The 25390-nt window shown below is 66.9% G+C and carries 24 protein-coding genes and 1 pseudogene; 9 read left to right on the forward strand and 16 right to left on the reverse strand.

Features of this window, described 5'->3' with window-relative positions; genetic code table 11:
- Window positions 1-30: 30 nt before the first annotated feature.
- The 4 genes from ACFQZZ_RS12485 (at window position 31) to ACFQZZ_RS12500 (ending at window position 2560) form a co-directional block, all read left to right on the forward strand.
- Window positions 31-615 carry a dihydrofolate reductase family protein gene (locus tag ACFQZZ_RS12485; RefSeq protein ID WP_378678590.1) on the forward strand — a complete coding sequence of 195 codons (585 nt, stop codon included), beginning with the start codon at window positions 31-33 and terminating at the stop codon, window positions 613-615.
- 13 nt (window positions 616-628) lie between these two features.
- Window positions 629-970: a YciI family protein gene (locus tag ACFQZZ_RS12490; RefSeq protein WP_378678592.1), complete on the forward strand. Its 342-nt coding sequence runs from the start codon at window positions 629-631 to the stop codon at window positions 968-970.
- Complete coding sequence (locus tag ACFQZZ_RS12495; protein WP_378678595.1) at window positions 963-2204, forward strand: RNA polymerase sigma factor; 1242 nt, start codon at window positions 963-965, stop codon at window positions 2202-2204. Before ACFQZZ_RS12490 ends, ACFQZZ_RS12495 begins: the two co-directional genes overlap by 8 nt.
- Before the next feature lie 98 nt (window positions 2205-2302).
- The gene (locus tag ACFQZZ_RS12500; RefSeq protein ID WP_378678598.1) at window positions 2303-2560 is read left to right on the forward strand and encodes a Clp protease N-terminal domain-containing protein; all 258 of its coding nucleotides are present in this window, start codon (window positions 2303-2305) and stop codon (window positions 2558-2560) included.
- 157 nt (window positions 2561-2717) lie between these two features.
- Here ACFQZZ_RS12500 and ACFQZZ_RS12505 read toward each other — a convergent pair whose 3' ends face one another.
- Entirely contained in the window at window positions 2718-3209 is a 492-nt protein-coding gene (locus ACFQZZ_RS12505; RefSeq protein WP_378678601.1) for a pyridoxamine 5'-phosphate oxidase family protein, read from the reverse strand.
- Window positions 3210-3272: 63 nt separating this feature from the next.
- Between ACFQZZ_RS12505 and ACFQZZ_RS12510 the strand changes: the two genes are divergently transcribed.
- Window positions 3273-4259, forward strand: coding sequence for a helix-turn-helix transcriptional regulator (locus tag ACFQZZ_RS12510; protein WP_378678603.1), 987 nt, complete (start codon window positions 3273-3275; stop codon window positions 4257-4259).
- Between the two features lie 34 nt (window positions 4260-4293).
- On the opposite strand, the gene ACFQZZ_RS12515 is transcribed toward ACFQZZ_RS12510, so the two are convergent.
- Window positions 4294-5505: an epoxide hydrolase family protein gene (locus tag ACFQZZ_RS12515; RefSeq protein ID WP_378678606.1), complete on the reverse strand. Its 1212-nt coding sequence runs from the start codon at window positions 5503-5505 to the stop codon at window positions 4294-4296.
- A 63-nt stretch (window positions 5506-5568) separates the two neighbouring features.
- Here ACFQZZ_RS12515 and ACFQZZ_RS12520 point away from each other — a divergent pair, with 63 nt between their 5' ends.
- Window positions 5569-6558 carry a helix-turn-helix transcriptional regulator gene (locus ACFQZZ_RS12520; RefSeq protein ID WP_378678609.1) on the forward strand — a complete coding sequence of 330 codons (990 nt, stop codon included), beginning with the start codon at window positions 5569-5571 and terminating at the stop codon, window positions 6556-6558.
- A 92-nt stretch (window positions 6559-6650) separates the two neighbouring features.
- Here the strand turns inward: ACFQZZ_RS12520 and ACFQZZ_RS12525 are convergent, their stop codons facing one another.
- From ACFQZZ_RS12525 to ACFQZZ_RS12540, 4 genes are read right to left on the reverse strand one after another with little or no spacing between them, the layout of a single operon-like run.
- Entirely contained in the window at window positions 6651-8114 is a 1464-nt protein-coding gene (locus ACFQZZ_RS12525; RefSeq protein WP_378678611.1) for a GntP family permease, read from the reverse strand.
- Between the two features lie 10 nt (window positions 8115-8124).
- A complete protein-coding gene (locus ACFQZZ_RS12530) occupies window positions 8125-8748 on the reverse strand; it encodes a bifunctional 4-hydroxy-2-oxoglutarate aldolase/2-dehydro-3-deoxy-phosphogluconate aldolase (RefSeq protein WP_378678614.1) in 624 nt (207 codons plus the stop codon).
- Window positions 8745-10358: an amidohydrolase family protein gene (locus ACFQZZ_RS12535; RefSeq protein WP_378678617.1), complete on the reverse strand. Its 1614-nt coding sequence runs from the start codon at window positions 10356-10358 to the stop codon at window positions 8745-8747. Before ACFQZZ_RS12535 ends, ACFQZZ_RS12530 begins: the two co-directional genes overlap by 4 nt.
- 5 nt (window positions 10359-10363) lie before the next feature.
- Complete coding sequence (locus tag ACFQZZ_RS12540) at window positions 10364-11695, reverse strand: amino acid deaminase (RefSeq protein ID WP_378678620.1); 1332 nt, start codon at window positions 11693-11695, stop codon at window positions 10364-10366.
- A gap of 101 nt (window positions 11696-11796) precedes the next feature.
- Between ACFQZZ_RS12540 and ACFQZZ_RS12545 the strand changes: the two genes are divergently transcribed.
- From ACFQZZ_RS12545 to ACFQZZ_RS12555, 3 genes are read left to right on the forward strand one after another with little or no spacing between them, the layout of a single operon-like run.
- Window positions 11797-12864, forward strand: a complete 1068-nt coding sequence (locus ACFQZZ_RS12545) for a sugar kinase (RefSeq protein ID WP_378678621.1) — start codon at window positions 11797-11799, stop codon at window positions 12862-12864.
- A complete protein-coding gene (locus tag ACFQZZ_RS12550) occupies window positions 12861-13631 on the forward strand; it encodes an IclR family transcriptional regulator (RefSeq protein WP_378678624.1) in 771 nt (256 codons plus the stop codon). The genes ACFQZZ_RS12545 and ACFQZZ_RS12550 overlap by 4 nt, the downstream gene beginning before the upstream one ends.
- A gap of 3 nt (window positions 13632-13634) precedes the next feature.
- Complete coding sequence (locus ACFQZZ_RS12555; RefSeq protein ID WP_378678627.1) at window positions 13635-14042, forward strand: RidA family protein; 408 nt, start codon at window positions 13635-13637, stop codon at window positions 14040-14042.
- Between the two features lie 169 nt (window positions 14043-14211).
- Here ACFQZZ_RS12555 and ppc read toward each other — a convergent pair whose 3' ends face one another.
- The 10 genes and pseudogenes from ppc to ACFQZZ_RS12605 all read right to left on the reverse strand — a co-directional run bounded on the left by ppc (window position 14212) and on the right by ACFQZZ_RS12605 (window position 25344).
- Window positions 14212-17109, reverse strand: coding sequence for a phosphoenolpyruvate carboxylase (ppc, locus tag ACFQZZ_RS12560; protein WP_378678630.1), 2898 nt, complete (start codon window positions 17107-17109; stop codon window positions 14212-14214).
- Window positions 17110-17184: 75 nt separating this feature from the next.
- Window positions 17185-17301: pseudogene (locus ACFQZZ_RS12565) on the reverse strand (PhnA domain-containing protein); the annotation flags it as partial.
- Window positions 17302-17354: 53 nt separating this feature from the next.
- Window positions 17355-17774: a VOC family protein gene (locus ACFQZZ_RS12570; protein WP_378678632.1), complete on the reverse strand. Its 420-nt coding sequence runs from the start codon at window positions 17772-17774 to the stop codon at window positions 17355-17357.
- 356 nt (window positions 17775-18130) lie between these two features.
- Entirely contained in the window at window positions 18131-18679 is a 549-nt protein-coding gene (locus ACFQZZ_RS12575; RefSeq protein WP_378680478.1) for an ATP/GTP-binding protein, read from the reverse strand.
- 49 nt (window positions 18680-18728) lie between these two features.
- Complete coding sequence (locus ACFQZZ_RS12580) at window positions 18729-19184, reverse strand: DUF742 domain-containing protein (protein ID WP_378678635.1); 456 nt, start codon at window positions 19182-19184, stop codon at window positions 18729-18731.
- Window positions 19181-19564, reverse strand: a complete 384-nt coding sequence (locus ACFQZZ_RS12585; protein WP_378680480.1) for a roadblock/LC7 domain-containing protein — start codon at window positions 19562-19564, stop codon at window positions 19181-19183. Before ACFQZZ_RS12585 ends, ACFQZZ_RS12580 begins: the two co-directional genes overlap by 4 nt.
- Before the next feature lie 41 nt (window positions 19565-19605).
- Window positions 19606-22428 carry a nitrate- and nitrite sensing domain-containing protein gene (locus tag ACFQZZ_RS12590; protein ID WP_378678637.1) on the reverse strand — a complete coding sequence of 941 codons (2823 nt, stop codon included), beginning with the start codon at window positions 22426-22428 and terminating at the stop codon, window positions 19606-19608.
- A gap of 321 nt (window positions 22429-22749) precedes the next feature.
- The gene (locus tag ACFQZZ_RS12595; RefSeq protein ID WP_378678640.1) at window positions 22750-23778 is read right to left on the reverse strand and encodes a hypothetical protein; all 1029 of its coding nucleotides are present in this window, start codon (window positions 23776-23778) and stop codon (window positions 22750-22752) included.
- Between the two features lie 47 nt (window positions 23779-23825).
- A complete protein-coding gene (locus tag ACFQZZ_RS12600; RefSeq protein ID WP_378678642.1) occupies window positions 23826-24344 on the reverse strand; it encodes a hypothetical protein in 519 nt (172 codons plus the stop codon).
- A 37-nt stretch (window positions 24345-24381) separates the two neighbouring features.
- Window positions 24382-25344: a DUF4436 family protein gene (locus ACFQZZ_RS12605; RefSeq protein WP_378678644.1), complete on the reverse strand. Its 963-nt coding sequence runs from the start codon at window positions 25342-25344 to the stop codon at window positions 24382-24384.
- Window positions 25345-25390 lie beyond the last annotated feature (46 nt).

Consider the following 25390-nt stretch of genomic DNA (forward strand, 5'->3'; position numbering starts at 1 on the left):
CACCGTGTCGGCACCTACGGAGGAGCGGACATGAGCAGGATCATCGCGGTCGAGAACCTCACCCTGGACGGTGTCATGCAAGCGCCGGGGCGGACCGACGAGGACACCAGGGACGGTTTCCGGCACGGCGGCTGGGCGTACCGATACAACGACCCCGTGCAGGCCAGAGTGATGGGCGAGCATATGGCGGCGCATCGAGGCGCCCTGCTGTTCGGGCGGCGGACGTATGAGGACTTCTACGGCTTCTGGCCCCATCAGACCGGCAATCCGGTCGCCGAGGTGCTGGACAAGACCGAGAAGTTCGTCGCGTCCCGGACGCTGACCGAGCCACTGCCCTGGCAGAACTCGACGCTGCTGCCCGGCGACGCCGTCCGCACGGTGGTCGAGCTCCAGCGGGCGCAGCCCGACCGCGATCTGGTCGTGCTCGGCAGCGGCAACCTGCTGCAATCGCTGATGCGGCAGGGTCTCGTCGACGAGTATCTGTTGATGATCCATCCGATCCTGGTGGGCAACGGACGGCGGTTGTTCGACGGCGTCGACCTCGGTGAGCTTCGGCTCACCGAGTGCGTACCGACCACCACCGGCGTCGTGATCGCTACCTATCAGCGCGCGTGAGAGGAGCGTCGAGATGAAGCAGTACCTACTCAGCATCTACCAGTCCGAAGGTGGTGTGCCGCCGGACAATCTGGACGAGATCATGCGCGACCTGCAGGCGGTGAACGACGAGATGCGCGCGGCGGGCGCATGGGTGTTCGCCGCGGGCCTGAACGCGCCGAGCACCGCCACCGTACTGCGCGCCAACGGCGACGACGTCCTCATCACCGATGGTCCGTATGTCGAAAGCAAGGAATACCTTGCCGGATTCAGCATCATTCGGGCCGCCGATCTCGACGAGGCGCTGAAATGGGGCAGCAAGGTCGCCACCGTGCTCGGCCTGCCGATCGAGATCAGGCCGCTAGAGGATGGCTGACTACCCCGGGGTGACCCCGGCGGTGATCGAAGACGTGTTCACCGAGCACTACGGTCGCGCGGTCGCCAGCCTGATCCGCGTCTTCGGCGACATCGGCGTCGCCGAAGACGCGGTGCAGGACGCCTTTACCGCCGCTGTGCAGCGGTGGCCATCCGATGGACTGCCACCCAGCCCGCCAGGATGGATCATCACCACCGCACGCAACCGGGCGATCGATCGACTGCGCCGCGAATCATCACGCGCTGACAGACACGCCGAGGCCGCATTGCTCCACGCCGAGGACGAACAGGTCGACAGCGGTGCGGTCCACGACGACCGGCTCCGCCTGATCTTCACCTGCTGCCACCCAGCTCTCGCGCTGAATGCTCGAGTGGCTCTTACCCTCCGACTGCTCGGCGGCCTGACCACCGCCGAAATCGCCCGTGCCTTCCTTACTTCCGAATCGACCATGGCGCAGCGACTCGTCCGTGCCAAAGGCAAGATTCGCGACGCCCGCATCCCCTACCGCGTCCCCGGCGACACCGACCTGCCCGATCGCCTCCGCGCGGTACTCGCCGTCGTCTACCTGATCTTCACCGAGGGGCACACGGCCAGCTCGGGCTCGCGACTGGTCCGAGAAGACCTGTGCGGCGAGGCAATTCGGCTGGGACGCCTCATCACCGAACTCATGCCCGATGAACCGGAAGCCCACGGACTGCTGGCGCTGATGCTGCTCACCGAATCGCGGCGCGCCGCACGAACCAACCCCGACGGCGCGCTGGTCCCGTTGCCGGAGCAGGACCGCACCCGCTGGGACCGCACCCTCATCGCCGAGGGCCACATCATCGTGCGAGAGTGCCTGCGCCGCAACCAACCCGGCCCGTACCAAATCCAGGCGGCGATCAATGCGGTCCACACGGACGCCTCGGACGCGACCGCGACCGACTGGCACCAGATCCTGCACCTCTACAACCAGCTGGCCGCGATAGCACCGAACCCCGTGGTGCTGCTCAATCGCGCGGTCGCGGTAGCCGAGGTCGACGGACCGCAAGCCGCACTCACCCTGCTCGACAACATCGACCTCGCGAATCATCACCTTTTCCATGCCATTCGAGCCGATCTACTCCGTCGTCTCGGCCGGGACACCGAGGCGGCATCCGCTTACGACCAGGCCATCGATCGCACCGAAAACCTCGCTGAGCAAACCTTTCTCCGGTCCCGACGCGAGACGCTCGCGGCAACAGATCAGGCGTGAGCGCAGAGATTCTGTGAGACAGGGAGTTCGGGGCAACCCGTGGAACCCCAGGACGTCGCAGCCCCGACGGGGACAATCGAAGACAGGCCGGGAGGGAGGTGGCCGTTTTCGACAAGTTCTCCGTTGAGGCTCGGCGCGTTGTTGTCCTCGCACACGAAGAGTCACGGCAGCTCGGCCACGACTACATCGGTGCCGAGCACCTGCTGGTCGCCGTGCTGCGCCACCCCTCCCCTACTCACCGGCGGCCATCACGGCGCTGCGGCGCGCCGCGATCGAAGCCGACGAGTACGAAAGCCCCAGTATCGGACCAGCCCACTTGCTGCTCGGCATCCTCGCCACCGACCGCGACCTGGTAGACCGTGCTTTCCGTGCCATTGGCATCGACCCACTGCTGGTCACGGCCGAGGTGATCACCTACCTCGGGCCCGACGACTGATCTTCTGCCGCGGTCGGCGTCGTATCGACCGCCACCGGAGGACAAGTCGGCCGATGAACGCCGCCGGTGCACGCAATTCAGTGCTTGCGCACCACCTGTTCCCCCTGGCCCGGCTTCCAGATAGTGATATCCAAGTGGTCGTCGACGACAGCGACGGTCGAGGCGCTGGTCAGATCCGCGACGAAGAAGTGGTCGAATTCCTGACCACGGAGGTCGAAACCGCTATCGTCGAACAGCTTTTGGGCAAAACGAGCATGGACCTCCTTGTCAGGGAGATCGATAACGGTGCCGAAAAGTTTGGCGTCGCCGTCACTGACCTGGGTGTCGACGGTGGCGGTGTGCAGACAGAAGCGCGGGTCGCGCTCCAGGTCCTTGAACTTCGCCGTGTTGGGCATGCCCACGATCACCAGCATGTCCTCGAAGACGATCGGCTCGACAGGGCTGATCCTCGGGAAACCGTCGGACCGCAGCGTACCGAGCATGCAGAGATTGCCGGTGGCTTTGTGGCGTCGGGTGAACACGGCGGCGATCTGGGGCGCTTCTTCGGTGAACTGGCTCCATGTGGTCATGACAACGACTGTACGAGCCAACCCTGACACCTTCTGTCAGGTTTTCCGACTAATCTCGGATTCATGAGGGCGAGCCGATTGGTCCAGCTGCTGTTGCTGCTGCAGACGCGTGGCCGGTCGACGGCACCGGAGCTGGCGGGCGCGCTGGAGGTGTCGGTGCGGACGGTCTATCGCGATATCGAGGCGCTGTCGGCGGCCGGTGTTCCGCTGTACACCGAACCGGGCCGTGCGGGCGGCGTACAACTCGTCGACGGATACCGGACCCGGTTGACCGGGCTCACCAGCGAGGAGGCCGACGCCGTACTGCTCGCCGGATCACCCGCCGCCGCAGCCGATCTGGGGCTCGGCACCGTGCTCGCGACCGCGCAGCTCAAGGTGCTTGCCGCACTGCCCCCCGAATTGCGCGGCCGGGCAACACGAATCGCCGAGCGGGTGCACATCGACGCGCCCGGCTGGTTCCATCGCCCCGACGAGACACCCACCCTCGCGGCGGTGGCCGACGCACTCTGGCACGACCGCAGGCTGGCGGTGCGATATGGGCGCAAGGACAAGGTGGTGGAACGGCGGCTCGATCCGCTCGGCCTGGTATTGAAAGCGGGCACCTGGTATCTGGTCGGGCGTGACGGTCCGGCGGTCCGCTCCTATCGCGTCGGCCGTATTGTCTCCGCCGAGCCCACCGGCGAAACATTCGACAGACCTGATGATTTCGACCTCGCCGCGCACTGGTCCGAAGCGGCAGACGATTTCGCCCGTTCGATGCTGCGGGTGCGGGCCCGCTGCCGGATCGCCGAGGCGCAGCTGCGCTTGCTGCGGCTCGGCTTCGAACCGGCCGCCGTGGCCGAGGCATTGGCCTCGGCGACACCACCGGACGCGCAGGGCTGGGTAGAGCTGACCATCGGCGCGGAGTCCTATCCGGTTCTCGCACACGGCATCCTGCCGCTCGGCGAGTACGCGGAGATCTTGGATCCACCAGAGTTGCGCGCCCAGCTCGCGGCGACCGCCGCGGCGATGGCCGACCGCTATGCGCGGCCGACCGATCACCGGATCTAACGCGGCAGAACGACGCGCGTCCGCTATCGGCGATTCACCGCAGCGGGCGGAAGAACTCGCGGACGTCGGTGGTCAGCAGATCGGGCGCCTCCATCGCCGCGAAGTGACCACCGCGGTCGTATTCCGTCCAGCGCACGATGTTGTGGGCCTGCTCGGCGAGTTTCCGGATGGAATTGTCGCCGGGGAAGATCGCCGCGCCCGTCGGCACTCCGGAGTTCTTCAGGTCCACACCCCAGGAGTTCGACTCTCGATAGAGCCGGATCGAGGACGCGAAGGTCTTGGTGAACCAGTAGATGCTGACATTGGTGAGCACCGAATCGAGGTTCACCGCGTCCTCCGGCAGTTCCTTGGCCGGGTTCGTCCAGCGCTGGAACATGTCGACGATCCAGGACAGGAGACCGGCCGGGGAGTCGTGCATGCCGATGGCCAGGGTCTGCGGACGGCCCGATTGCACCATGGCATACCCGTAGCGGGTGTAGCTGTCCGGCCCGGTCATCGCCTCCAGCCGCGCCTGGTCCTCGGCGCTGTACTCGGATTCCGAACCGCCCCAGGGCTGTTCGCCCGCACCCCCGGAGTCTTCGCTGTCCCACGACTGCTCGTCGCCGCCGAAGGACGGGATCGTGATCGGCCCGTTCACATGGATACCGACGAGGTGCTCGGTCGCGATGCGGCCCAGTTCCGTGGACACGAAGTACCCGGCATCGCCGCCCTGCGCGCCATAGCGGTCATAGCCGAGCCGAGCCATGAGTTCGGCGACGACCTGGGCATACCGCTCGGTCGACCCGTCCCCCACCTTCTCGGTCGGGCCGGAGAAGGCGAAGCCGGGCAGCGACGGGACCACCACATGGAAGGCGTCGGCGGGATCGCCGCCGTGCGCGCGTGGATCGGTCAACGGGCCGATCACCTCCAGGAACTCGACGAACGAGGCAGGCCAGCCGTGACTGAGCACCAGCGGCAGCGCATCCGGTTCCGGCGAACGCACATGCAGGAAATGCACTGTCTGCCCGTCGATTTCGGTGATGAACTGCGGGATCTCGTTCAGTCGCGCCTCCTGGGCCCGCCAGTCGTAGCCGGTACGCCAGTAGTCGGCGAGCTGCTTAAGGTAGGAGACTGGCATGCCGTAATCCCAACCGACGCCGGGCAATTCGTCGGGCCACAAGATGTTCGCCAGCCGGGCGTTCAAGTCGTCGATCTGCTCCTGCGGGATCTCGATGCGGAAGGGGCGAATGTCCTGTTCGGTGCTCATAACGGCAACACTATGTCCCGATTAGGACAGGTTCGTTCCTAAGCGTGTGGCATTCTCGAAGACATGTTGGAAACCTCGGCGCGGTTGCTCAGACTGCTCGCGCTGCTGCAGACCCATCGGGATTGGACCGGCGCCGATCTCGCCGAACGCCTGGACGTCACCACCCGGACCGTCCGCCGCGACGTGGAGCGCCTGCGCGAGCTCGGATATCCGGTGCACGCCACCCGGGGGACGGCGGGCTATCGACTCGGCGCGGGCGCCGCGCTGCCGCCGCTGCTGCTCGACGACGAGGAGGCCGTCGCCGTAGCGGTCGGCCTGCGCAGCGCCTCCGACGGCACCGTCGCGGGCATCGAGGAGTCCTCGTTGCGCGCGCTCACCAAGCTGGAGCAAGTGCTGCCGCCGCGGCTGCGCCACCGGGTCCGCACACTGCGCGGCGCCACCGTCCGGGTCGGGGTGCCGGGCGCGGCGGTCGAGCCGGACACGCTGATGGCCATCGCCGAGGCATGCCAGCGCCGGGAGCGGCTGCGCTTCGACTACCGCGCGCACAGCGGGTCGACCAGCGTGCGCTCGGTTGAACCGCACGGCCTTGTGCACTTCAGCAGGCGCTGGTATCTCGTCGCCTGGGATGTCGACCGGGCCGACTGGCGCAGCTTTCGCGCCGACCGCATCACTCCACGGACGCCGACCGGGCCGCGGTTCACCCCGCGCGAAATCCCGGAAGGCGATGTCGCGGCATATCTTTCACTCCAGCTCTCGACACGGAGCTGGCCATTTCAGGCGACCGTACTGCTACACAAGTCCGCGGCGGAAGCGTCCGGCATCGTGTGGCCCGGCATGGGCGTCGTCGAGGCCGTCGACGAGCACAGCTGCCACCTGCACGTCGGCGCCGATACTCCCGAGGCACTCGTCTGGATGATCACCTCGACCGACATCGACTTCACCTTGCTCAGCGGCCCGCAGGAACTCGCCACCGCCCTGCGCGCCCAAGCCATCCGCTGCGACCTGGCCCTGCGGGATTTCTCCCAGCCCGATCCTGCCCCGGAAACTCGCTAGGGCCGCGGCTCGAAAGCCACGGCCCCAGAGGCTCAGCAGGATGCCGGGGTTCGACCCACGCACCGGGCTGAAAACGATGGTTCGCGCGCAGCTCAGCTGACGATCGCGAAGAGTATCGCGGCCACCGCGAAACTCACCACCGACAGCACCGTTTCGAGTACGGTCCAGGTCTGCAGCGTCTGCTTCACCGTCAGGTTGAAGTACTTGGCGATAATCCAGAAACCGCCGTCGTTGACATGGCTGAGGATGATCGAGCCCGCCGCGATGGCCATGGCGATCAGCGCGATGGACAGCTGCGAGTAGCCGTTGCCCGCGACCAGCGGTGCCACGATGCCGCCGGTGGTCACAATGGCGACGGTGGCCGAACCCTGGGCGATGCGCAGGCCACAGCTGATGATGTAGGCGAGCACGATCACCGGCAGGCCCGCGGCCGACATGGTGTCGGCGAGAGCGGTGCCGATTCCGGTGGCGGAGATGACCTTTCCGAAGAACGCACCCGCGCCGACGACCAGCAGCAGCATGCCGACGGGCTTCAGCGATTCCGCTGTGAGGGTGCTGAGCTCCTGCACGCTGGAACCGCGGCGCACGCCGAGCACGTAGAAGGCGACGAGCACCGCGATGAGCAGCGCAACGGCCGGCGTGCCGAGGAAGGTCAGCACCTGTAGCAGTTGCGACTGCTTGTCCAGCCACTGGGTGCCGAAGGTGGCGCCGAGGATCAGCAGCAGCGGGATGGCGATGATGCCGCCGATGACAGCGACGGGAGGCGCGCTGGTCACGGTCTTCGTTGCGGTCGAGCCCGGATTCGTTGCGGTGCCGGGGCCGTCACCGGCGACCGGTGCCGGGGCCGCGGCTTCCGGACGGACGAGGAACTCCTCCGGGACCTCCACCTGCACACGCTTGCCGATGTAGGTGCCCCACACAATGCCCGCAGCGATGAATCCCGGTATACCGCAGACGAATCCCATCAGAATCAGCCAGCCGAGGCTGACGCCGAGCAAGCCGCCGAGCGCGACCGGGCCGGGGTGCGGCGGCAGGAAGGCATGCGTCATCGACAGACCCGCGAGCATCGGCATCGCGTACAGCACCAGCGACCGTCCACCGCGCTTGGCGGCCACGTAGACCAGCGGCGCCAGCACGAAGATGCCGATGTCGAAGAAGACCGGGATGCCGAAGATGAGCCCGAGCAGGCCCATCGCCACCGGAGCGCCCTTCTCACCGAATACACCGAGCAGCTTGCCGGTCAACACATCCGCGCCACCAGAACGTTCGAGAATCGCACCGAGCACCGTGCCGAGGCCGATGATGACCGCGATGTGCCCGAGGATGCCGCCGAAGCCGGTCTCCAGCAGTGAATCTCCCGGCTTGATCGCGGTGCCGACAATCTTCGACACCGGCAATCCAGCGGCCAGCGCCAGCCCGAGCCCGGTGAGCAGCAGCGCGATGAACGGTTCCAGCTTGACTTTGATGATGGCAAGCAGCAGTACGGCGATTGCGAGACCGCAGAGCACCAACAGCCCGGGGGTGGTGGTGCGCAGCCAATCGACGGTGGCGCCCATGGGGTACCTCTCAATTCATGGATCGAACGAATGACGCCGCGCGCGCGGCAATGTCGGACCATCGGCCCGCGGCGACGTCGGAGGGAGAAACGACATCGGTGCCCGCGGTGACGGCCACGGCCCCGTTGGCGAGGAATTCGGCGGCATTGCCCGCGTTGACCCCGCCCGAGGGAATGAGCGCGGCATCGGGGAAGGGTCCGCGCAGGTCTTTCAGGTAGCCGGGGCCCAGTGCTCGTGCGGGGAAGATTTTGACCGCGGCGGCGCCGAGGTCGAGCGCGGTGAGCACCTCGCTCGGCGTGAAAGCGCCCATCACCACCGGGATGTCGTGCTGGGTAGCGACGGCGGCGACCTCCCGGCGCAGCCCGGGGGTGACCAGGAACCGCGCGCCGTTGTCGATCGCTGCCTTGGCCTGATCGGCGGTCAGCACGGTACCGACGCCGAGCACGGCGGCCGCGGCCGCGGCGGCCGCACGCAGGTAGCCGAGCACACCCGGCGTGGTGAAGGTGAGTTCGAGCGCGCGAATTCCGGACCGCGCCAAGGCATCCGCCAGCGCCGCCGGGTCCGGGATCTGCGGCGCGCGAACCACGCTGAGCACCCGGTCGGTGCGGATGACCTCGAGAGCGTCGGCGGTCAATATGTCTCCTTCCTCGAGGAATCCATGCGCAGCGCGCGGCCGGCGAGTATGCCTGTCGGCGCACCGTTTTCGATGGCGAACTCACCGTTGACCAGCACATGCTGGATGCCGCGCGCCTGCTGTTTCGGGTTGTCGAAGGTCGCGGTGTCGGTGATGGCCGCCGGATCGAACAGCACGAGATCCGCGGCGTACCCGGTGAAGACGAGCCCACGGTCGCTGAGCCGGAGCCGGTCGGCGGGCCTGCCGGTGAGGTGATGCACGCAGTCCTCCAGCTCGAGGACTCCGAGATCGCGAACGTAGTGGCCGAGGTAGCGGGGGAAGGTGCCCCACGCCCTCGGGTGCGGCCGGTCGCCGACCAGTAATGCGTCGCTGCCGCCCATGTGGCCGGGGTGCACCATGATGGCGCGCACGTTCTCCTCGTGGCCGACGTGCTGCAAGATCGTGGTGGCCAGCAGGTCGCGGCGCAGCAGGTCGAAGAACACCGTTACCGGCTCGACGCCGGCCTCGTCGGCGATCTGATCGATGGTCTTGCCGACATACCGGTCCAGTTCCGCGTTGGCGACACCGCTGATCTGAATGGTCTCCCATTCGACGGTGACGCCGTGGCAGCCGTCGGAGCCGTTCACGTTGACGTCGAGGGTGATTCGCGCACGCATCGTGGGGTCGTCGATCCTGGCCAGTGCCGCGTCCGGGCCTCCCGACATCGCCCAGCTCGGCAGCAGCGCGGAAAGCGTTGTCGCACCGGGTAGATACGGGTAGGTGTCCAGCGTGATGTCGCACCCCTCGGTGCGAGCGGCATCGACCAGCGCCAGGAACTCCGGCGCGCGACCACGATTGACGCCGAAGTTCATGGTGGCGTGCGTGAGATGGAGTGCGCAGCCGGTGCTGCGCGCCAGCTCGATCATTTCGGCATACGCCTCGAGCGCGCCCGCGCCGTAGGAGCGGGTGTGCGGGGCATAGAATCCGCCGAAGTCCGCGACGACCTCGCACAGCGCGGCGAGTTCGCCGGTGTCGGCATACATCCCCGGCGTGTAGGTGAGCCCACTCGACATACCGACCGCACCCTCGCGCAGACCCTGGGCGAGCAACTCCCGCATCCGGCGTATTTCATTCACAGTCGCCGGGCGCTTTTCGCTGCCGACGACGAGCAGCCGCAGCGTGCCCTGCGGCACCAGATAGGCGGCATTGGGTGTGATGCCCCGGTCGAGGCGGTCCAGGTACTCGGCGACAGTGCGCCAGGAGAAGTCCAGATTCGTGGGATTGCCATTCCACCCGGCGATCTGGCGCCGCAACACCGACAGGGTGGCGTCGTCGATCGGAGCGTAGGACAGTCCGTCCTGTCCGAGGACCTCGGTGGTGATGCCCTGACTGATCTTCGGAAAATGACCTGGCTCGGTGAGCAAGTGCAGGTCGGAGTGAGCGTGCATGTCGATGAAGCCGGGGGCCAGTATCGATCCCGGCGCGGCATCGATGGTCCTTGCCGCAGCGGTCAGCGTGCGCGGCTCGGCGATCTTGGCGATCCGGCCGCGATCGATGAGCACGTCACCGCGGAAGCGGGGTGCGCCGGTACCGTCGACGATGTCGATATCGCGAAACAGTAAGTCGGTCATGGGCGTCAGAAGAACGTGTGCAGGAGGTCGACGACGCGCGGACGTTCGGCGTCCGCGTCGTCGATCACCGGGATGAGCCGCCATTTGTCGAAGGCGGTGCATGGATGCGACAGGCCGAGGCGCACCACGCTGCCGACCGGCACCTCCTCGGCCGTGCTGCCCGGCAGCCGGAGGAAGGTGTGCTGGTCGTTGAGCGCCGACACTGTCGCGGCCGGATTGAGTGAGTCCTCCGGTCCCGCAATATGTTGCGGAACCGGAAGCCCCTCATCGAAGGGAAGATCACGCTTCCCCGCGTCCAGTAGCGCGAGCTCCGGCTCCGGTCGCGACACGGTCCGCGCCCAGCCGTGCATCGCCGAGCGCAGCGGGCGCTCGCTGCGCGGTGCGGCCAGCGGCGAGACGCCCGCGTAGAAGCCGTCGTCATGGATGATGTACGCCCCGGAACGCAGCACCACCGTGGTCGGAATGCCCTGTGTGCCTTGCTCGTCGGCGAGTCCGGCCAGACACTCGACAACCAGGTCCTGGTAGGCGCTACCGCCCGCGGTAATGATCGCGCCGTCGCGGTAGCGCCCTGCGGCGGCGAGTTCGCGGTGTAGCCGGGCGAGTTCGTCGAGATAGTGGCGGACGGCGGCCACGGCGTCCGGAGTGCGGTCATGAGCGAGGGCGCCCTCATAGCCGCCGACGCCTGCCAGCGTCAGCCGCTCGGAACGGTCCACCGCCGCGGCGATGGCGTGCGCGGCCGCCACGGTGCGCGCACCGGTACGGCCGTGCGGGCCGCCGAGTTCGGCGATCACCCGGATACGGGCATTTCCCGGCGCCGCTCGGAGGTGCTGGTCCATCAGCGCGACCGTCTCGACGCTGTCGGCCCAGCAGACAAACTCGAAGGATGGGTCCTGCGCCGATTCCGCGGCGACCCAATGCAACCCGACCGGGTCGACGAGAGCGTTGGCGAGCACGATGCGACCGACACCGAAGGAACGCGCGAGCTGGACCTGCCACACGGTGGCCAAGGTGATGCCCCAACTGCCCGCGGCCAGTTGCTGCGCCCACAGTTGCGGCGCCATGGTGGTTTTCCCGTGCGGAGCCAGGCGCACGCCCGCGGCCCGGGCCCAGTCGGCCATCACCGCGATATTGGCGGCAACAGCCGCCCGATCCACCGTCAGCACCGGTGTCTCGAACTCGTCGAGATAGGGCGCCGAGCCCAGGAATTCCCGGACCGTGCGGCCCCAAGCCGCGGGTGGCAGACCCTTGTGCTCCGGACCGAGCACCCGGTCTTCCAGTGCGGCAACGGCTTTCTCGTCGATCGCCACGGCGTCCCTTCCCGTGCTCGAGTCATACATTCCGTGCATTGCATATTTTGCAACGCATGTTGCATATCGTGTTTTGTGTGGTTATTCTGCACGGGATGGCCGTTGGTCGCAAGGGCAGGAAGGAGATCGGTGTGAGGTGGCGTACATCGACCCGCGCGCGGGCGGTGACCATCGGAGAAGGGCTTGCCGTCCTGGTGGCGCGTCCCGGCCCGCTGGAGGACTCGGAAATTTTCGAGCGCACCGCAGGCGGCGCCGAGTCGAATGTGGCCACCGTGCTTGCCCAGCTCGGTGTCGACGCCGCGTGGATCTCCCGGGTCGGCGACGACGGGTTCGGCCGATACCTGGTGGAGCATCTCGCCGATCGCGGCGTGGATGTGTCCGCGGTCGTGACCGATCCGACCCGCCCCACCGCGGTCTATGTCAAGGAGCGCGGTAGCGGCTCGGGCAGGGCGACGGATCTGGCGGAGCGGGCCAGCCGAATGCTGTACTACCGCACCGGGTCCGCGGCCAGCGCACTGTCCACCGCCGAGCTCGCTGTCACTGCCGCGGCAGGCCTGCTCGACCACTGCGATGCCGTGCACTTCACCGGGATCACCACCGCGCTGTCGGAATCGGCCACCGGACTCACCGACGCGCTGATCTCGATGCCTCGACGCGACAGACTCGTCAGCTTCGATCTGAACTTCCGACCGGCACTGTGGGCCGGTCGACCCGAGCGGGCGGCGGACGTGCTCGCCCGGCATGTCCGCGGCAGTGACGTGGTTTTCCTCGGCGCCGATGAGGCGGGTGCGGTGTTCGGTGTCGACGACGCGGACCGGTTGCGCGCGCTGTTCCCGGAACCGGCACATCTGGTGGTCAAGAACAACGAGCACTCGGTGACCGGGTTCTCCGGCAGCGACCGGGTGGAGGTGCCCGCGCTCGAACTCGATGTCACCGAGCGGATCGGAGCGGGCGACGCGTTCGCGGGCGGGTATCTGTCGGCGCTACTACACGGGCGCACGCTGGCGCAACGGCTGCGGCTCGGGCATCTGTGCGCGGCGGCGGCACTGACCGGGACCGGTGATGTCGCGGAACTGCCGTCGCCCGAGGTACTGGAGTCGCTCGCGGTGCTCGACGAGTCCGCCTGGGCCCGAGTGCATTACGCCGAGGCGGTCGTGACCGGAGAATGTGGCGTTATGAGCGGTAAGGCAAAGTCATGAGCCAGAGTCTGTTGCGCGCGTTGACCATTCTCATGTCACTCGGAGAGGACTCGCGGTCGCTGGATCAGCTGGCGACCGAGCTCGGCGTACACAAGTCGACGGTGCTGCGGCTGCTACAGACCATGGAGTCGCAGCGCTTCGTCACGCACGACAGCCAGCATCAGTACGTGTTGGGCTCGCGGCTTTTCGAGTTGGCCAATCGGGCACTCGAACAGCGCGATGTCCGCACCATCGCGCGCCCACACCTGAGTGCGCTCAATTCCGGTACCGGACAGACGATTCACCTCGCCACCTACGAATCGGGCGAGGCCATATACATCGACAAGTTCGATGCGATTCAGAGCGTGCGCATGTACTCCCGGATCGGACGGCCCGCCCCGCTGCACTGCACGGCCGTCGGGAAGGTGCTCGTCGCCGGCCAGCCGCGTGCGGAATGGCAAGCGGTCGCGGAACGTCTCGACTACCCCGAGTTCACCGAACGCACCATACGCACTCCCGAGCGATACCTTGCGGAGCTGGAACTCGTTGCCACGCAGGGCTATGCGGAGGATCACGAGGAGCACGAGAGCTTCGTCAACTGCATCGGGGTTCCGGTGCGCAACGGCACCGGCGCGGTGGTAGCCGCGGTGTCGATGTCCGTACCGGACATGCTGCTCGACCACGATCAGGTACTGGCCGAACTACCACGGCTGCGCGCGGCGGCCGATGCCATTTCCACCGAACTCGGCTGGACGCCCAGCCGACTGTCCACCGCGACGAAAGGCTGACCCATGAGTGAGAAGATCGCCATCCGCACCACCGACGCCCCCGCCCCCGCGCACACCTTCTCCCAGGGCGTCCGCAAGGGACCTTTCGTCCAGGTCTCCGGCCAGGGCCCGGTGGACCCGGTGACCAATGAGTACCTGTTCCCCGGAGATGTTGCGGCACAAACCATCCGGACGCTGCAGAACGTCAAAGCGATCATCGACGCCAGCGGCGCCACCTTCGACGACGTGGTAATGCTGCGCGTCTACCTCACCACCCGCGACGACTTCGCCACCATGAACGACGCCTACGGCGAATTCGTCACCGCCAACACCACCGGCGACGTGCTGCCGAGCCGGACCACCGTCTTCACGGGACTGCCACGCGAAGAGATGCTCGTCGAGATCGACGCCATCGCCTTCGTCACGGAATAGGCGCGCCGAGGACCTGTTTCGAAGGTCGAGCCAAGCAGTCTCGTTCGATCTCGCAAATCCCTACAACGCCACCGCAACCAGCCCCCACGACAGAACCCGACACCGCGCACCCCGGAAGACCGGCTATCCGCGGGCGCGGGGAGGGGGTTGGGTGGTTGGGGGCCGGGGGTTAGCCGGAGTTGCGTAGCGCTGTGGCGAGGCCGTTCATGGTCAGTAGGATGCCGCGCTTGACGAGTTCGGAGTCGTCGCCGGCGCGTAGACGTCGCAGTAGCTCTACTTGCATCTGGTTCAGCGGTTCCAGGTAAGGGAAGCGGTTGTGGATTGACTCGGCCAGGCTCGGGTTGTCGGCGAGTAGCTGGTTGTTTCCGGTGATGGCGGCGTGCATGCGGATGGTGCGAGCGTGCTCGTCGCGGATCATGCCGAAGATCTGCTCGCGCAGGGCGATATCGTCGACCAGCTCGGCGTAGCGGGCGGCGATGTCGAGGTCGCTCTTGGCCAGCACCTGGGCCAGGTTCGACAGCACGGTGCGGAAGAACGGCCAGCGGCGGTAGAGGTCGGCGAGGGTGGCGAGGCGGTCGGGGTCGCCATCGATCCACTCCTCCAACGCGGAACCGGTGCCGTACCAGCCGGGCAGCATTACCCGAGCTTGGCTCCACGACATCACCCAGGGGATGGCGCGCAGGTCGTAGACCGAGTTGGTCGGTTTGCGCGAGGCGGGCCTGCTGCCGATGTTCAGGTCGCCGACCTCGGCGACCGGCGTCGACTGGCGGAAATACTGGACAAATCCCGGAGTTTCATGCACCAGGCGCGAGTACGCGGCGCGAGCGCGAGCGGCAAGATCGTCCATCAGTTCGTAAGAAGGCTCGGCGTCGGGACCGAGGCCCTCGACATCGAGCAGCGTCGATTCCAGCGTGCCCGCGATGAGCGATTCCAGGTTGCGGTGTGCGGCACCGGATTCCGCGTACTTGGCGGCGATGACCTCGCCCTGCTCGGTCAGCCGCAGCGAACCCTGCACAGCGCCCGCGGGCTGCGCCAGAATGGCGTCGTAGCTGCGGCCACCGCCGCGGCCGACGGTGCCGCCGCGACCGTGGAAGAGCCGCAGGCGAATTCCGGTCTTGCGTGCCACCTCGACCAGGTCGAGCTCCGCTCGGTAGAGCGCCCAGTTGGCGGCCAGATACCCGCCGTCCTTGTTGGAGTCGGAATAGCCGAGCATCACCTCCTGCCGCATTCCCTTGGCGGACACCAGCTCTCGATAGACCGGAACGTCCAACGCGGCGGCGAGGGTCGCAGCACCCGCACCCAGGTCCTCGATGGTTTCGAACAGCGGCACGATGCCCACCGAGCAGCTCGGCGGGCCGTCCGGCTCGCCTGGATCGAGCAGGCCGCCCTCCTTCAGCAACAGTGCTGCCTCCAGCATGTCGCTGACCGAGGTGCACATGCTGATGATGTAGTTCGGCACCGCCTCCGTGCCGAAGGTCTGCACGACTTCCCGTGCGGCACGGACGATGCCGAGCTCCTTGGTCGCGAGCTCACTCAACCGTGCATGCGGGCCGAGCAACGGACGGCGGGTACGCAGCTCGGTGGCCAGCAGGTCCACCCGCTGGGCTTCGGACAGGCTCGCATAGTCGGGATGCACACCGGCCCAGGCCAGCAGTTCCGCGACGACCTGCTCATGCACCTCCGAGTTCTGGCGCATGTCCAGGCCCTGCAGATGGAAACCGAAGGTTTCGATCGCGTGCCGCAACGCCGCGAGCCGGTCGTCGGCCAGCAGGCCGTCACCGCTGGCGCGCATCGAAGCGTCGATCGCGTCCAAGTCGTCCAGTACCGCTTGCGGTGTCGGATACGGTTGCGCGACAACCGCCGCATCGCCACTGACCATGCCCGGTGACGTGCTCGACGCCGCTGCGCTCCCAGCTGCTGCCACCGCGGCAGGCCGCGACCCGCTCGACTGGGCCGCGTCCTGCGTCGAGCGGGTCCGCGGCCCTTCGCCCGATTCGCCGGGCACAGTTCCGAGTGCTTGCCTGGCCGTTGCCGCCAGTCGCAACCGAATCCTGTGCAGAGCACGGCGATACGGCTCATCCGCATGTGTTGCCGGGTCGGGATAGCCAGTCGCGGCGAGCGCGGCCACCTCCGGCGTCACCGGGACCAGGCGCGCGGACTGCGACAGCGACTTCTCCAGTTCCACCAGTTCGCGCAGGTATCGACCGAAGGCGACGGACGAGGCCTGATGTGCGGCAGTGCCAACCACTTCCGCTGTCACATAGGGATTTCCGTCGCGGTCGCCACCGATCCACGAACCGGGACGCAGGATCGGCCGCGGCAACAGTTCGACGCCCGGCCAGCGCGACCGCAGCGCCGCCCGCACCTCGGCGTTGATCGCCGGGATGACGTCGAACAGCGTGATCTCGTAGTAGCGCAGCCCGACTGCGATCTCGTCCTGAATCCGCAGGCGCTGCAGTCGGATCAGCGCGGTCCGCCACAGCGTGAGCACTTGGCGGCGGATCTCCAGCTCGAAGTCGGTGCGCTCGCGCTCGGTCTCGGCGTAGCGCTGACGCAACCGCATCAGCTCGGTGATGCGGGTCTGCACGTCGAATACGGTGCGACGGCGGGTTTCGGTCGGATGCGCGGTGATCACCGGCGACACCAGTGCATCGGCGAGCAGTTCGGCGACTTCCGCGCCGTCGAGCGCAGCCGCGTCGAGCTTGCGGTAGGTGGCGGCCAGCGATGAATCCTGCGGCGGCTCCCCTGCCGCCTCGTGTACGGCGCGGCGGCGGTCGCGCTGAATGTCCTCGGCCAGATTGGCCAGCAGCACGAAGTAGGTGAACGCGCGGATCAGCGGAAGCGCGACGGCGATGTCGACGCCGTCGAGCATCTCCGCAACGGCGCTGCGTTCGACCTCCTCGCGGCGCACCCGGAATGCCTCGATGCGCACCCGCTCGATGAGGTCGAACACCTCCGGACCCTCGTGATCACGGATGGTGTCGCCGAGGACGCCACCGAGAAACCGGATGTCGTCCCGCAGCGGCCGGGTCGCGTCCTGATCCGTCTCGATCCGCGGTTCGCTCATGTACCCGACACTACTGCGCCAAGATCAGGGCTTCGCGGTGATATGGGCCTCGAGCGCAGCGGTGTACCGCTGCGCTCAGACCCTCTTGACGACGCCGGATTTGCGCTGCATGGGCCCGATGCCGTCGACTTTGCGGTCGATGTCATGGTCGCCTACGCCGTTGACGAGTCGAATATTGCGGATCTTGATGCCGCCGAGTACGTACAGCAGCGGCAAGAACCGGCTCTGTGTCCCACCCGGAATGCCTACCCCAGGACCTGCGAGAACCGGAGGTGGTTGCCCCACGGGTCGCGGAAACCGCAGTCTCGCACGCCGTAAGGCTGGCTGATCGGCTCCTGGCTGACTTCGACGCCCGCGTCGCGCAGCCGGGCGAAAGTGTCGTCGACGGCGTCCGTGGTGAAGATCAGCGTGCCCTGCGCGCCGCTGGCCAGCCGTGCGCGGGCCGCCTCGCTGGCCGCCTCGTCCGGCACCATCTCAGGGACCTCGAGGAGGAACTCGATGCCGGGCTGCGACGCGGGGCCGACGGTCAGCCAGCGGACGCCGAAGAACGGTATGTCCTGGCGCACCTCGAGGCCGATCACATCCCGATAGAACTCCAGCGCCTTCTCCTGGTCCGCGACCAGCAGCGCGACGTGGGTCAGAGCGAGGTCTTTGCCATTGCTCATTGGTTTCACCTTCTGTCGAACTCGTGGGGACAGTACTGATGACGGACCATCAGCGGAAAACTAATCGGTGAACTCCAGACCTCGAGCGAGGCCTGGTCGCGAGGTTCATTCGGATGCAGCGCGGTCAGTAGCTGACACCGCGGGCCGATAGGACGTCATCACCGATGACGATCAGCGCACAGTCGAGCAAGATCGCGTCGTAGTTGAGAAAACTGTTCGCGGCGATCTCGACGACTCACCACAGGCGCGAGGCCCGAAGCCGCTGTATCCGCAGGATGCCTTCGACACCCAGCCCCGATCCCGACGTCGGCGAACAACTCGACGCCGGTCGGGCGCTCTGCCACGTCCTCGAACGGCTACCCGACCTCGCGGGCCTGTGGCACCGACAAACGGTGCAGCAGTACCTGCTCCAGCAACGCGACAAGCACCGTCTTCACCGATTCTCGTTCCCGCGCGTCGCATTCCAGCACCGGGATCCAGTCGTCGAGGTCAAGGGCTTCACGGACCTCGTCGAGGTCGAACCGGTCGCATTGCTCGAAGCGGTTGACCACGACGACGAACGGGGTGTTGTGTGCTTCGAAGTAGTCGAGCACCGGATAGCAGTCCTCGACCCGGCCGGTGTCCACCACGATCACCGCGCCGAGCGCGCCGTCGACCAGGTCGTCCCATAGGAACACGAAGCGGTCCTGGCCCGGGGTGCCGAACAGGTAGAGGATCAGCGAGCTGTCCAGGGTGATTCGACCGAAGTCGAGGGCGACAGTGGTCTGCGTTTTGTCCGCGCGCCTGCCCGGATCGTCGACGCCGACCGCGACCTCGGTCATCGCGGCCTCGGTCACCAGCGGCTCGATCTCGGAGATGGCGCCGATGAATGTTGTTTTGCCGACACCGAATCCGCCGCTGATCACGATCTTCACCGACGAAGGCATCCGCTCGACGGGGGTTGGTGTCCGAACTTCAGAGTGCCCGTACAAGGTCCCTGATCCTCTCGATGGCTGCGGTGGACAGTTCTGGGGCGTCGCGCACCGACACATGGCCGCCGGCCGCGAGATCGCTGACAATGACTTTCGCGACGCCGACCGGCACATGCAGCGCGGTGCCGATCTCGGCGATGGAATGGGGTCGCTGACACAGCCGCACCACGGTGCGCTGTTCGAATTGCAGCGGCGCCGAAAGGGCGGCGGGCGGAGCCTGCACGAGCGTTTCGATACGCAGCCCATCCATCAGCGGAGTGGTGCGCCCCGCGGTGACGACGAAGGGACGGACGAATCGGTCGGCGCTGTCGGCGGCCGGGTCCTCGGCGAACGTGTCGTCGGGACGGTCCCGTGGCTGGTTAGGTGCGAACCAGCCGACGAACCGATTGACCGGGATCATCCGCGGGTCCGGCAACCGTGGCCGGTCTGGATCTCTCATCTGCGCAACGTCTCTCGCAATTCCGAGATCAGGGTCGGGTCGAGCAGCGCACCAGCACGCTCGGCGAGCACCGCCATCTCGTAGCCGACGAGGCCGATATCGCAACCGCCATCGGCGATCACGCCGAGGCAGCTGCCGTCACCGAGGGCCGAGACCAGCAGGAACCCGCGCTTCATCTCGATCATGATCAGCTCGAGACCGTCGAACGAATAACTGCGCGAAGCACTCCTGGCCAGGCTGGACAAGCCCGACACCATTGCGGCGAGCCGGTCTGCGCCGGTCCGGTCCAAGCCGTCGGACATCGCGATGAGCAGTCCGTCCGAGGACACCGCGACGGTGTCACGGACGCCGTCGGTGTCACGGACGAAGTTGGCCAGCATCCAGTTGAAGGTGTGCGGGTCGGCGCTCTGTATATGGGTGGTCACCGAATCTCCTCTGCGGTGGTCGTGGCTGAACCTGAGGTCTGCGCCGGATCCGTGGCGCGCGTGTCGGTCTCGGGAGATCCGGCAACGTAGGGGCGCGTGGAATCTGGAACGCCACGCTGATGGCCCGCCCGGAACGACGCCAGCATGCTGCGAACCTCGCCGGGGGAACGCTCCGCCGCCGGTGCGCTCGGCGGCCCGGATGCAGTGCGCGGTGCGCTGCCTCCTGGGTCGGCGCTTCGAGTTCGCTTGTTGCGCTTGACAAGTCCATTGCGAGTGCGCTGCACGACCGCCGTCTCCTCGGGCGCCTCGCCGGTCTGCACGGATGTGTCGCCTGTCTCGGGGATACGCCACATCGACTGTTCCGACGCATGCAGTAGGTCTGTGGACGCACCGGCCTCGGGACGCACGGATCCGTTGGTACCAGGTGCACCGCGCGTCGCCCCGTTGACCGCGGAGTTACCGGGAGCGGACAGGAAGTGCGTGAACGGAGCGGGCGCGGGAGTCGGCGATCCCGATCCCGCCCGAGCGTGCGCGGGTCCGGTCTTTTCAGGAGTACGGGTTCCCGCCGAGCCGGTGACCGCGGACCCGGTGGCGGAGTGCGCGGATCTCGATCGACTCGCCGCGTTCGCATGCGCCCCGGTTGTTTCGGAAGCGGGCGACCCTCGCATCGACCCGGTCATCGCGGACACGGCGACACCATTTCCGGCCGCACCGGCCGCGACTGTCCCGGATTCCGATGCGGCACCGATCGCCACGGCGGTGGTCGCCTGCGGACCTGTCGCCGCGGCGATCGACTCAGGCGTCGCCGAGGCCGGTCCGACGACCGTCCGTCCACCGGGCGCCGCAGGACGCCGATCCTTCTCTCCGGCAAGAATATTCACCGGCAACAGCAACCGAGCGACGATCCCGCTGACCGGTGACACATTCAGTTCGACATCGACGCCGAGCCGCTGCGCCAACCGGCCGACCACGTAATGCCCGAGGTAGCGCGTCGGCGCGACGATGAAGTCCTGCTCGCCGCGCAGTCGGGCGTTGGCCTCGGCCAGCTGCTGCACCGGCATGCCGACGCCGTGGTCGACCACGGCGAGCAGATACCCGGCGGGCAGCTTGCGCCCGTAGATCTCCACCTCGAGATCCGGTGGGGAGAAGGCGAGTCCGTTCTCGATCAGCTCCGCGAGGATGTGCGCGAGCTCGCTGACCACCGCGCCGGTGACGGCGATGTCGTCCACCCGACGCAACACCACTCGGCGGTAGTCGTCCACCTCCGACAGTCCGGCCCGGATCACGTCGGTGAGCGCGATCGGCTCGGTCCAGCGCCGCGGGCTCGCCTCACCGACGAGCACCAGCAGGCTTTCGGCGTTGCGGCGCATGCGGGTCGCGAGGTGGTCGAGCTCGAACAGGTTCGACAGCGCCTTGGGATCGAGCTCCTCCCTTTCGAACTCGCTGATCAAACCCAGCTGACGGCGCACAAGATTCTGGTTGCGGCGGGCCAGATTGGCCATCGACTCGGTGGTGTTGCGGCGCACGAGCGCCTGTTCGGAGGCAAGGTCGAAGGCGGTGCTCTGGACCCGGTCCAGCGCATCGGCCACGGCGGCGATTTCGATGCTCGCGCCGCGCGGCGTGCGCACCGGCGGCGGCTGATCGGGCTGCGTATCACCGGAAACTCGCCATGCCGCAATGACATTGGGCAACCGGCGGGTGGCGACCTCGTCGGCCTCGGCCGCCAGCGCGCCGAGCGGCCGCACGATGGCCCGGATGCTGGCGATCACCAGCATGACCTCGGCGAGGATGGCGAGCAGCGCGGCGAGCAGGTATCCACCGAGGGTCAGTGCGGCGTCGTTGCGCAGTGCGGCCGCGCGCTGCCGGACATCGTCGCCGACCGCCTGCTGCACTGCGCGCTGCTCATCGATGACGCCGGTCATCTGCGACCACCAGGTGCTCGGATCAACCGATTGCACCAGCGGACCCTTACTGGACGCGATCGCGATGTTCTCCGATTCTGTTGCCCTGACAGCGTTTTCGCTGCGGAGCGCAGCATCGAGCAGGGCTTGCTGGGCCGCGGTCGCATCGCGCGCGAAGGCGGCGAGACCGGCGACCTTGGCGGCGCGGATGTCGAGGAACTGCACGTATTCGCCCGCACCGAATTCATCGGCGGCGAAGACGCCGTTGAGGAACCCGCGCTCCTTGGCCGTGTGCTCCTTGGCGTCGCCCAGTGCGTACAGCGCTTGCAGGCCGTGACGGACCTGCGGGTCACTGGCCTGATCGAGCCCGAGAGCAAGCCGATTCAGCGCGGCGATGCCATCGGTATAGGACTGGAAGGCGGCTTGCCGGGTGGTCCGCCTGGTGTCGACCTGGGTGCGGATCTCGGCAAGCGCACCGAACTGCGCGACCGCCGAATGCACCTGCGCCGCGCCCGGCGGATCGCCTGCCAGGGCGGCATCGAGCTGGCCCAACGCCACATCGGTGCGGGCGCGCTGGTCGGCGACGGGTTGCCGCAGTCTGGTGTCGCCGCCGAGCAGGCCGTTGCTCAGCCCGCGTTCGCGTTGCGCTTCGTGCAGCACATCCTGCACCGCCAGCGTGAGCGATGCCGCTCGCACGGTGTCGCCACTCTGCCGGAAGGCATCGATCTCGCGGGCGATGGTGATACCCAGCAGCGCGAGCACCAAAGTCAGTGAAAGAGTGAGGATTCGGGCCAATTGGCCCCGAATGGTGCGCGGCCGCACTATTCTGCTGCTCGACACCCGCTGTTCATCTCCCACCTCGGCCGGGGTGACTTCCGGTGTGCCGCCGGATAATTCCGGCCGTCGACGTACACGCACCACCCTGCTCCTCCGCTGCCGGCCGTGACAGCTCCACGGCGAGCGCACGGAAAGTCAGGAGCAAGCTTCCCCACGGCACTTCTCGATGTCAATGCGAAAACCGGATAAATCGGACATCACCCACATTTGTATACATGCTGGTAATCAGCCGTTTCCGAGGTGTCGATCCGCTCACACGGCGACACCGGGCTATGTGACATCGTATGCGGCGCAGACCGACCCGAACCGACAGTTCACCCGACCCGATTCCGATGCCGTGACGGTCGATCCACACAGCGAAAAACCGCGTCGGACAAGCCGACGCGGTTCGACAATGCCGAGTCAGTTGGTGGCGCCGCCGAGGATGCCGAGCACCACGTCGGAGGTATAGAACGGCTCGAGACGCTCGCGAACCAGCTTGCCGAGCACGCCGTTACGCTTGGCGCCCTCGATCACCGCTGGGCCGTAGCGCAGGATCTCGGTGGCGATGTCGTCACCGGACAGGCCGAGCTCCGGCAGCATCGCGGCAAGGGTGTAGTCGCCGTACTTGGCAAAGAACACCTCGACGCATTCGTCGACGAGCAGCCCGAAGTACTCCTTCTCCCGCGTGGTGATCGCGATCTCGTAGCAGATCAGCACCAGCTCGTTGAGGTCCTTCTGGCTGAGGTATTCACGCAGGCCACTGACCGGCTCGTCGGCGTGCAGGTCCCAGAACTCCATGGCGGCCGAATGCACCGGTGCGTCCCGCAGCATTTCGCGGATGGCGTTATTGGTGCGCTTGAGCGCGAACATGGCGCCCTTGCCCGCCAGATCACCGACAAATGTGCCGTCGGCGGCCTTCTTGGCGCGATTGGCCGCGGACTGGCCGAGCGACATCAGCGAGGAGACACCGGGGATTTTCTCGGCGCGTTCCCGATTGGCCTGCATGAAGTCGTTGATCAGCTTGTCGACGAACTTCGAGGCGACGGTGGCGACCAGCGGACTTTCGGTGAGCCGGTCCAGGATGCGCTCCTGCGCCTGATGCATCCCGAAGATCTTCTCCAGCAGCGCCTCGACAGGTTCCCGATCGACCACCTGACCGAGGGTGTAGTCGTTGTTGGTGGCGATGTGGTCGTAGATCGAATCGGAGAACACCCCGACCATGTCGGCGAGGACGGGGCTGCCGCCGATCAGATCGATGATCGTCGCCACCGTCTGCTTGGCCTGGTCGAGCTCGACCACATCCCGGAAGACGAGGGTGTCGGCGACGCCGATGACAGCCTCCACATCGCGGGCGATCACCTCCGCGAAGCGGTCGCCGGTCACCTCGGCCAGCAGGAATTCCACCTGAGCATCCAGCAGTCGGTCGGCGATCTCACGCGGCTCGCTCATCGAGTTTCACCCTCACACATCCATTGTCTCGTACGTCCGGCGCAGATTTACGGCTCGGTTGTTTCGGTGTCGTTGCCGCGCAACGACTTCCGTATCTGGTCCAGGCGCTCACGCGCGGCCTTCTCGCGCGCCTCCCATTGTTCGTCGGCGCTGCGGCCCGCCGGGGTCTGCCGGTCGAGTTCGCCCATCCCCTGCGCGGTACCGAAGCGCTGCTCGACCTTATCGCGAACTGACTCGAAAGTAGGGACTCCACCGGGCGAATATCCGCCCAGCTCGGCCGGCATGGGGATACCGGCCGGCGGTACCGGTACCGCTGGTACCGCAGAAATGCCTCCGACCTGCTGGGATGCGCCGAGGCCCGACGGAGACTCATGTTCGGACGGCGCTACCGTGTCAGGACTCACATTCCCATCGACAACCGCATCATCGGCTCCGGCCGATGTGCTGAGAGCCGCATGCACCGCGGACAACGTCGGGCGTCCCGCCGTCGCGACGAGCAGCACCGCTACCAGCTCGTCATCCGACAACGCCGCCAACCGGTCGACAATCTCGCTGGTATCGCTCATACCGCCAGGTTACGCAGCGTGGCGTCGCCTACGAGCGTCACCGACCGATCCCGACGGGAACAGCCTGTTTGTCCGCCGGGTCACCCACGGAGCTCGGCTCCGACGGCGGCGCCGACTTCACCTCCGGTGCCGCCTCCTCTCGCTCCTTGGCGACCTCGATCCGATAGCCGATCAGGACCGAGCCGACCAGCGCCGCCGAGATGATGCCCTCGGCGATGAAGAAGGAAGCGAAGTCGATGATCGAGCCGATCGGCGGCGCGCTCGGCACGGCATTGCGCAGCGGGATGAGCGCGAACAGCAGCGCGCCCATCATCGAGCAGGCCGGGAAGATCAGGCCGCGGCGGCCGTCGACAAGGTAGTAGGTCGCGACCGCGGCCGCGACCGCGAGACCGAGCATCAGCACCATGATGAACAGCGCGAAGACCAGCGAGGGCGTGGATCGCGTGGCATGCAGAGCGAGATCGACGCCGTCGATCTGGCTGTCGACCGCCTCGGGGGTCTCGGAGACCGCGAAGAAGGTGTCACCGCTGGACACGGCGGCCGCGACCGGAATGTGCTTGTCCCCGATGATGATATCGAAAGCGAGGATGGCCTCGTACTTGTCGAACGGGTAATCGGTGAAGGTCCCCTGCATGGCGATCTTCACCTCTGCGGCCGAGATCGGTTCGCCCGCCTTGATTTTGATCGGCTCGGACTTCAACCCGGAGGTATAGAGAATGGCGTCGCTCGCGAAGAAGCCGAGTTGATCGGCATAGACGCCGTGCGGCCGCGCCGTCACCTCCACCGACACGGCCTGTGCGGCTGGATCGATCTTGCCGATCCACACTCCGAGATCGACCCGATCGGACTTGTCGACATCACCGAAGGGGTGCACCGCCGCCGTCCGAGCCTTGCCGACCTCGTACATCGACATGCTCACAGCCAGTACCGCTATCAGCGCGATCACCGCCACCATCGCGGGCAGCACCCTGCCGCGCTTCTTCTCCACATTTTGTCCCACACACCGAAAATACTGGGGCCCAATCACCTTCGAGCTCGCCACTGCC

Origin of the sequence: Nocardia sp. GCM10030253 (assembly GCF_042675075.1) — a bacterium.
Lineage (GTDB): Bacteria > Actinomycetota > Actinomycetes > Mycobacteriales > Mycobacteriaceae > Nocardia.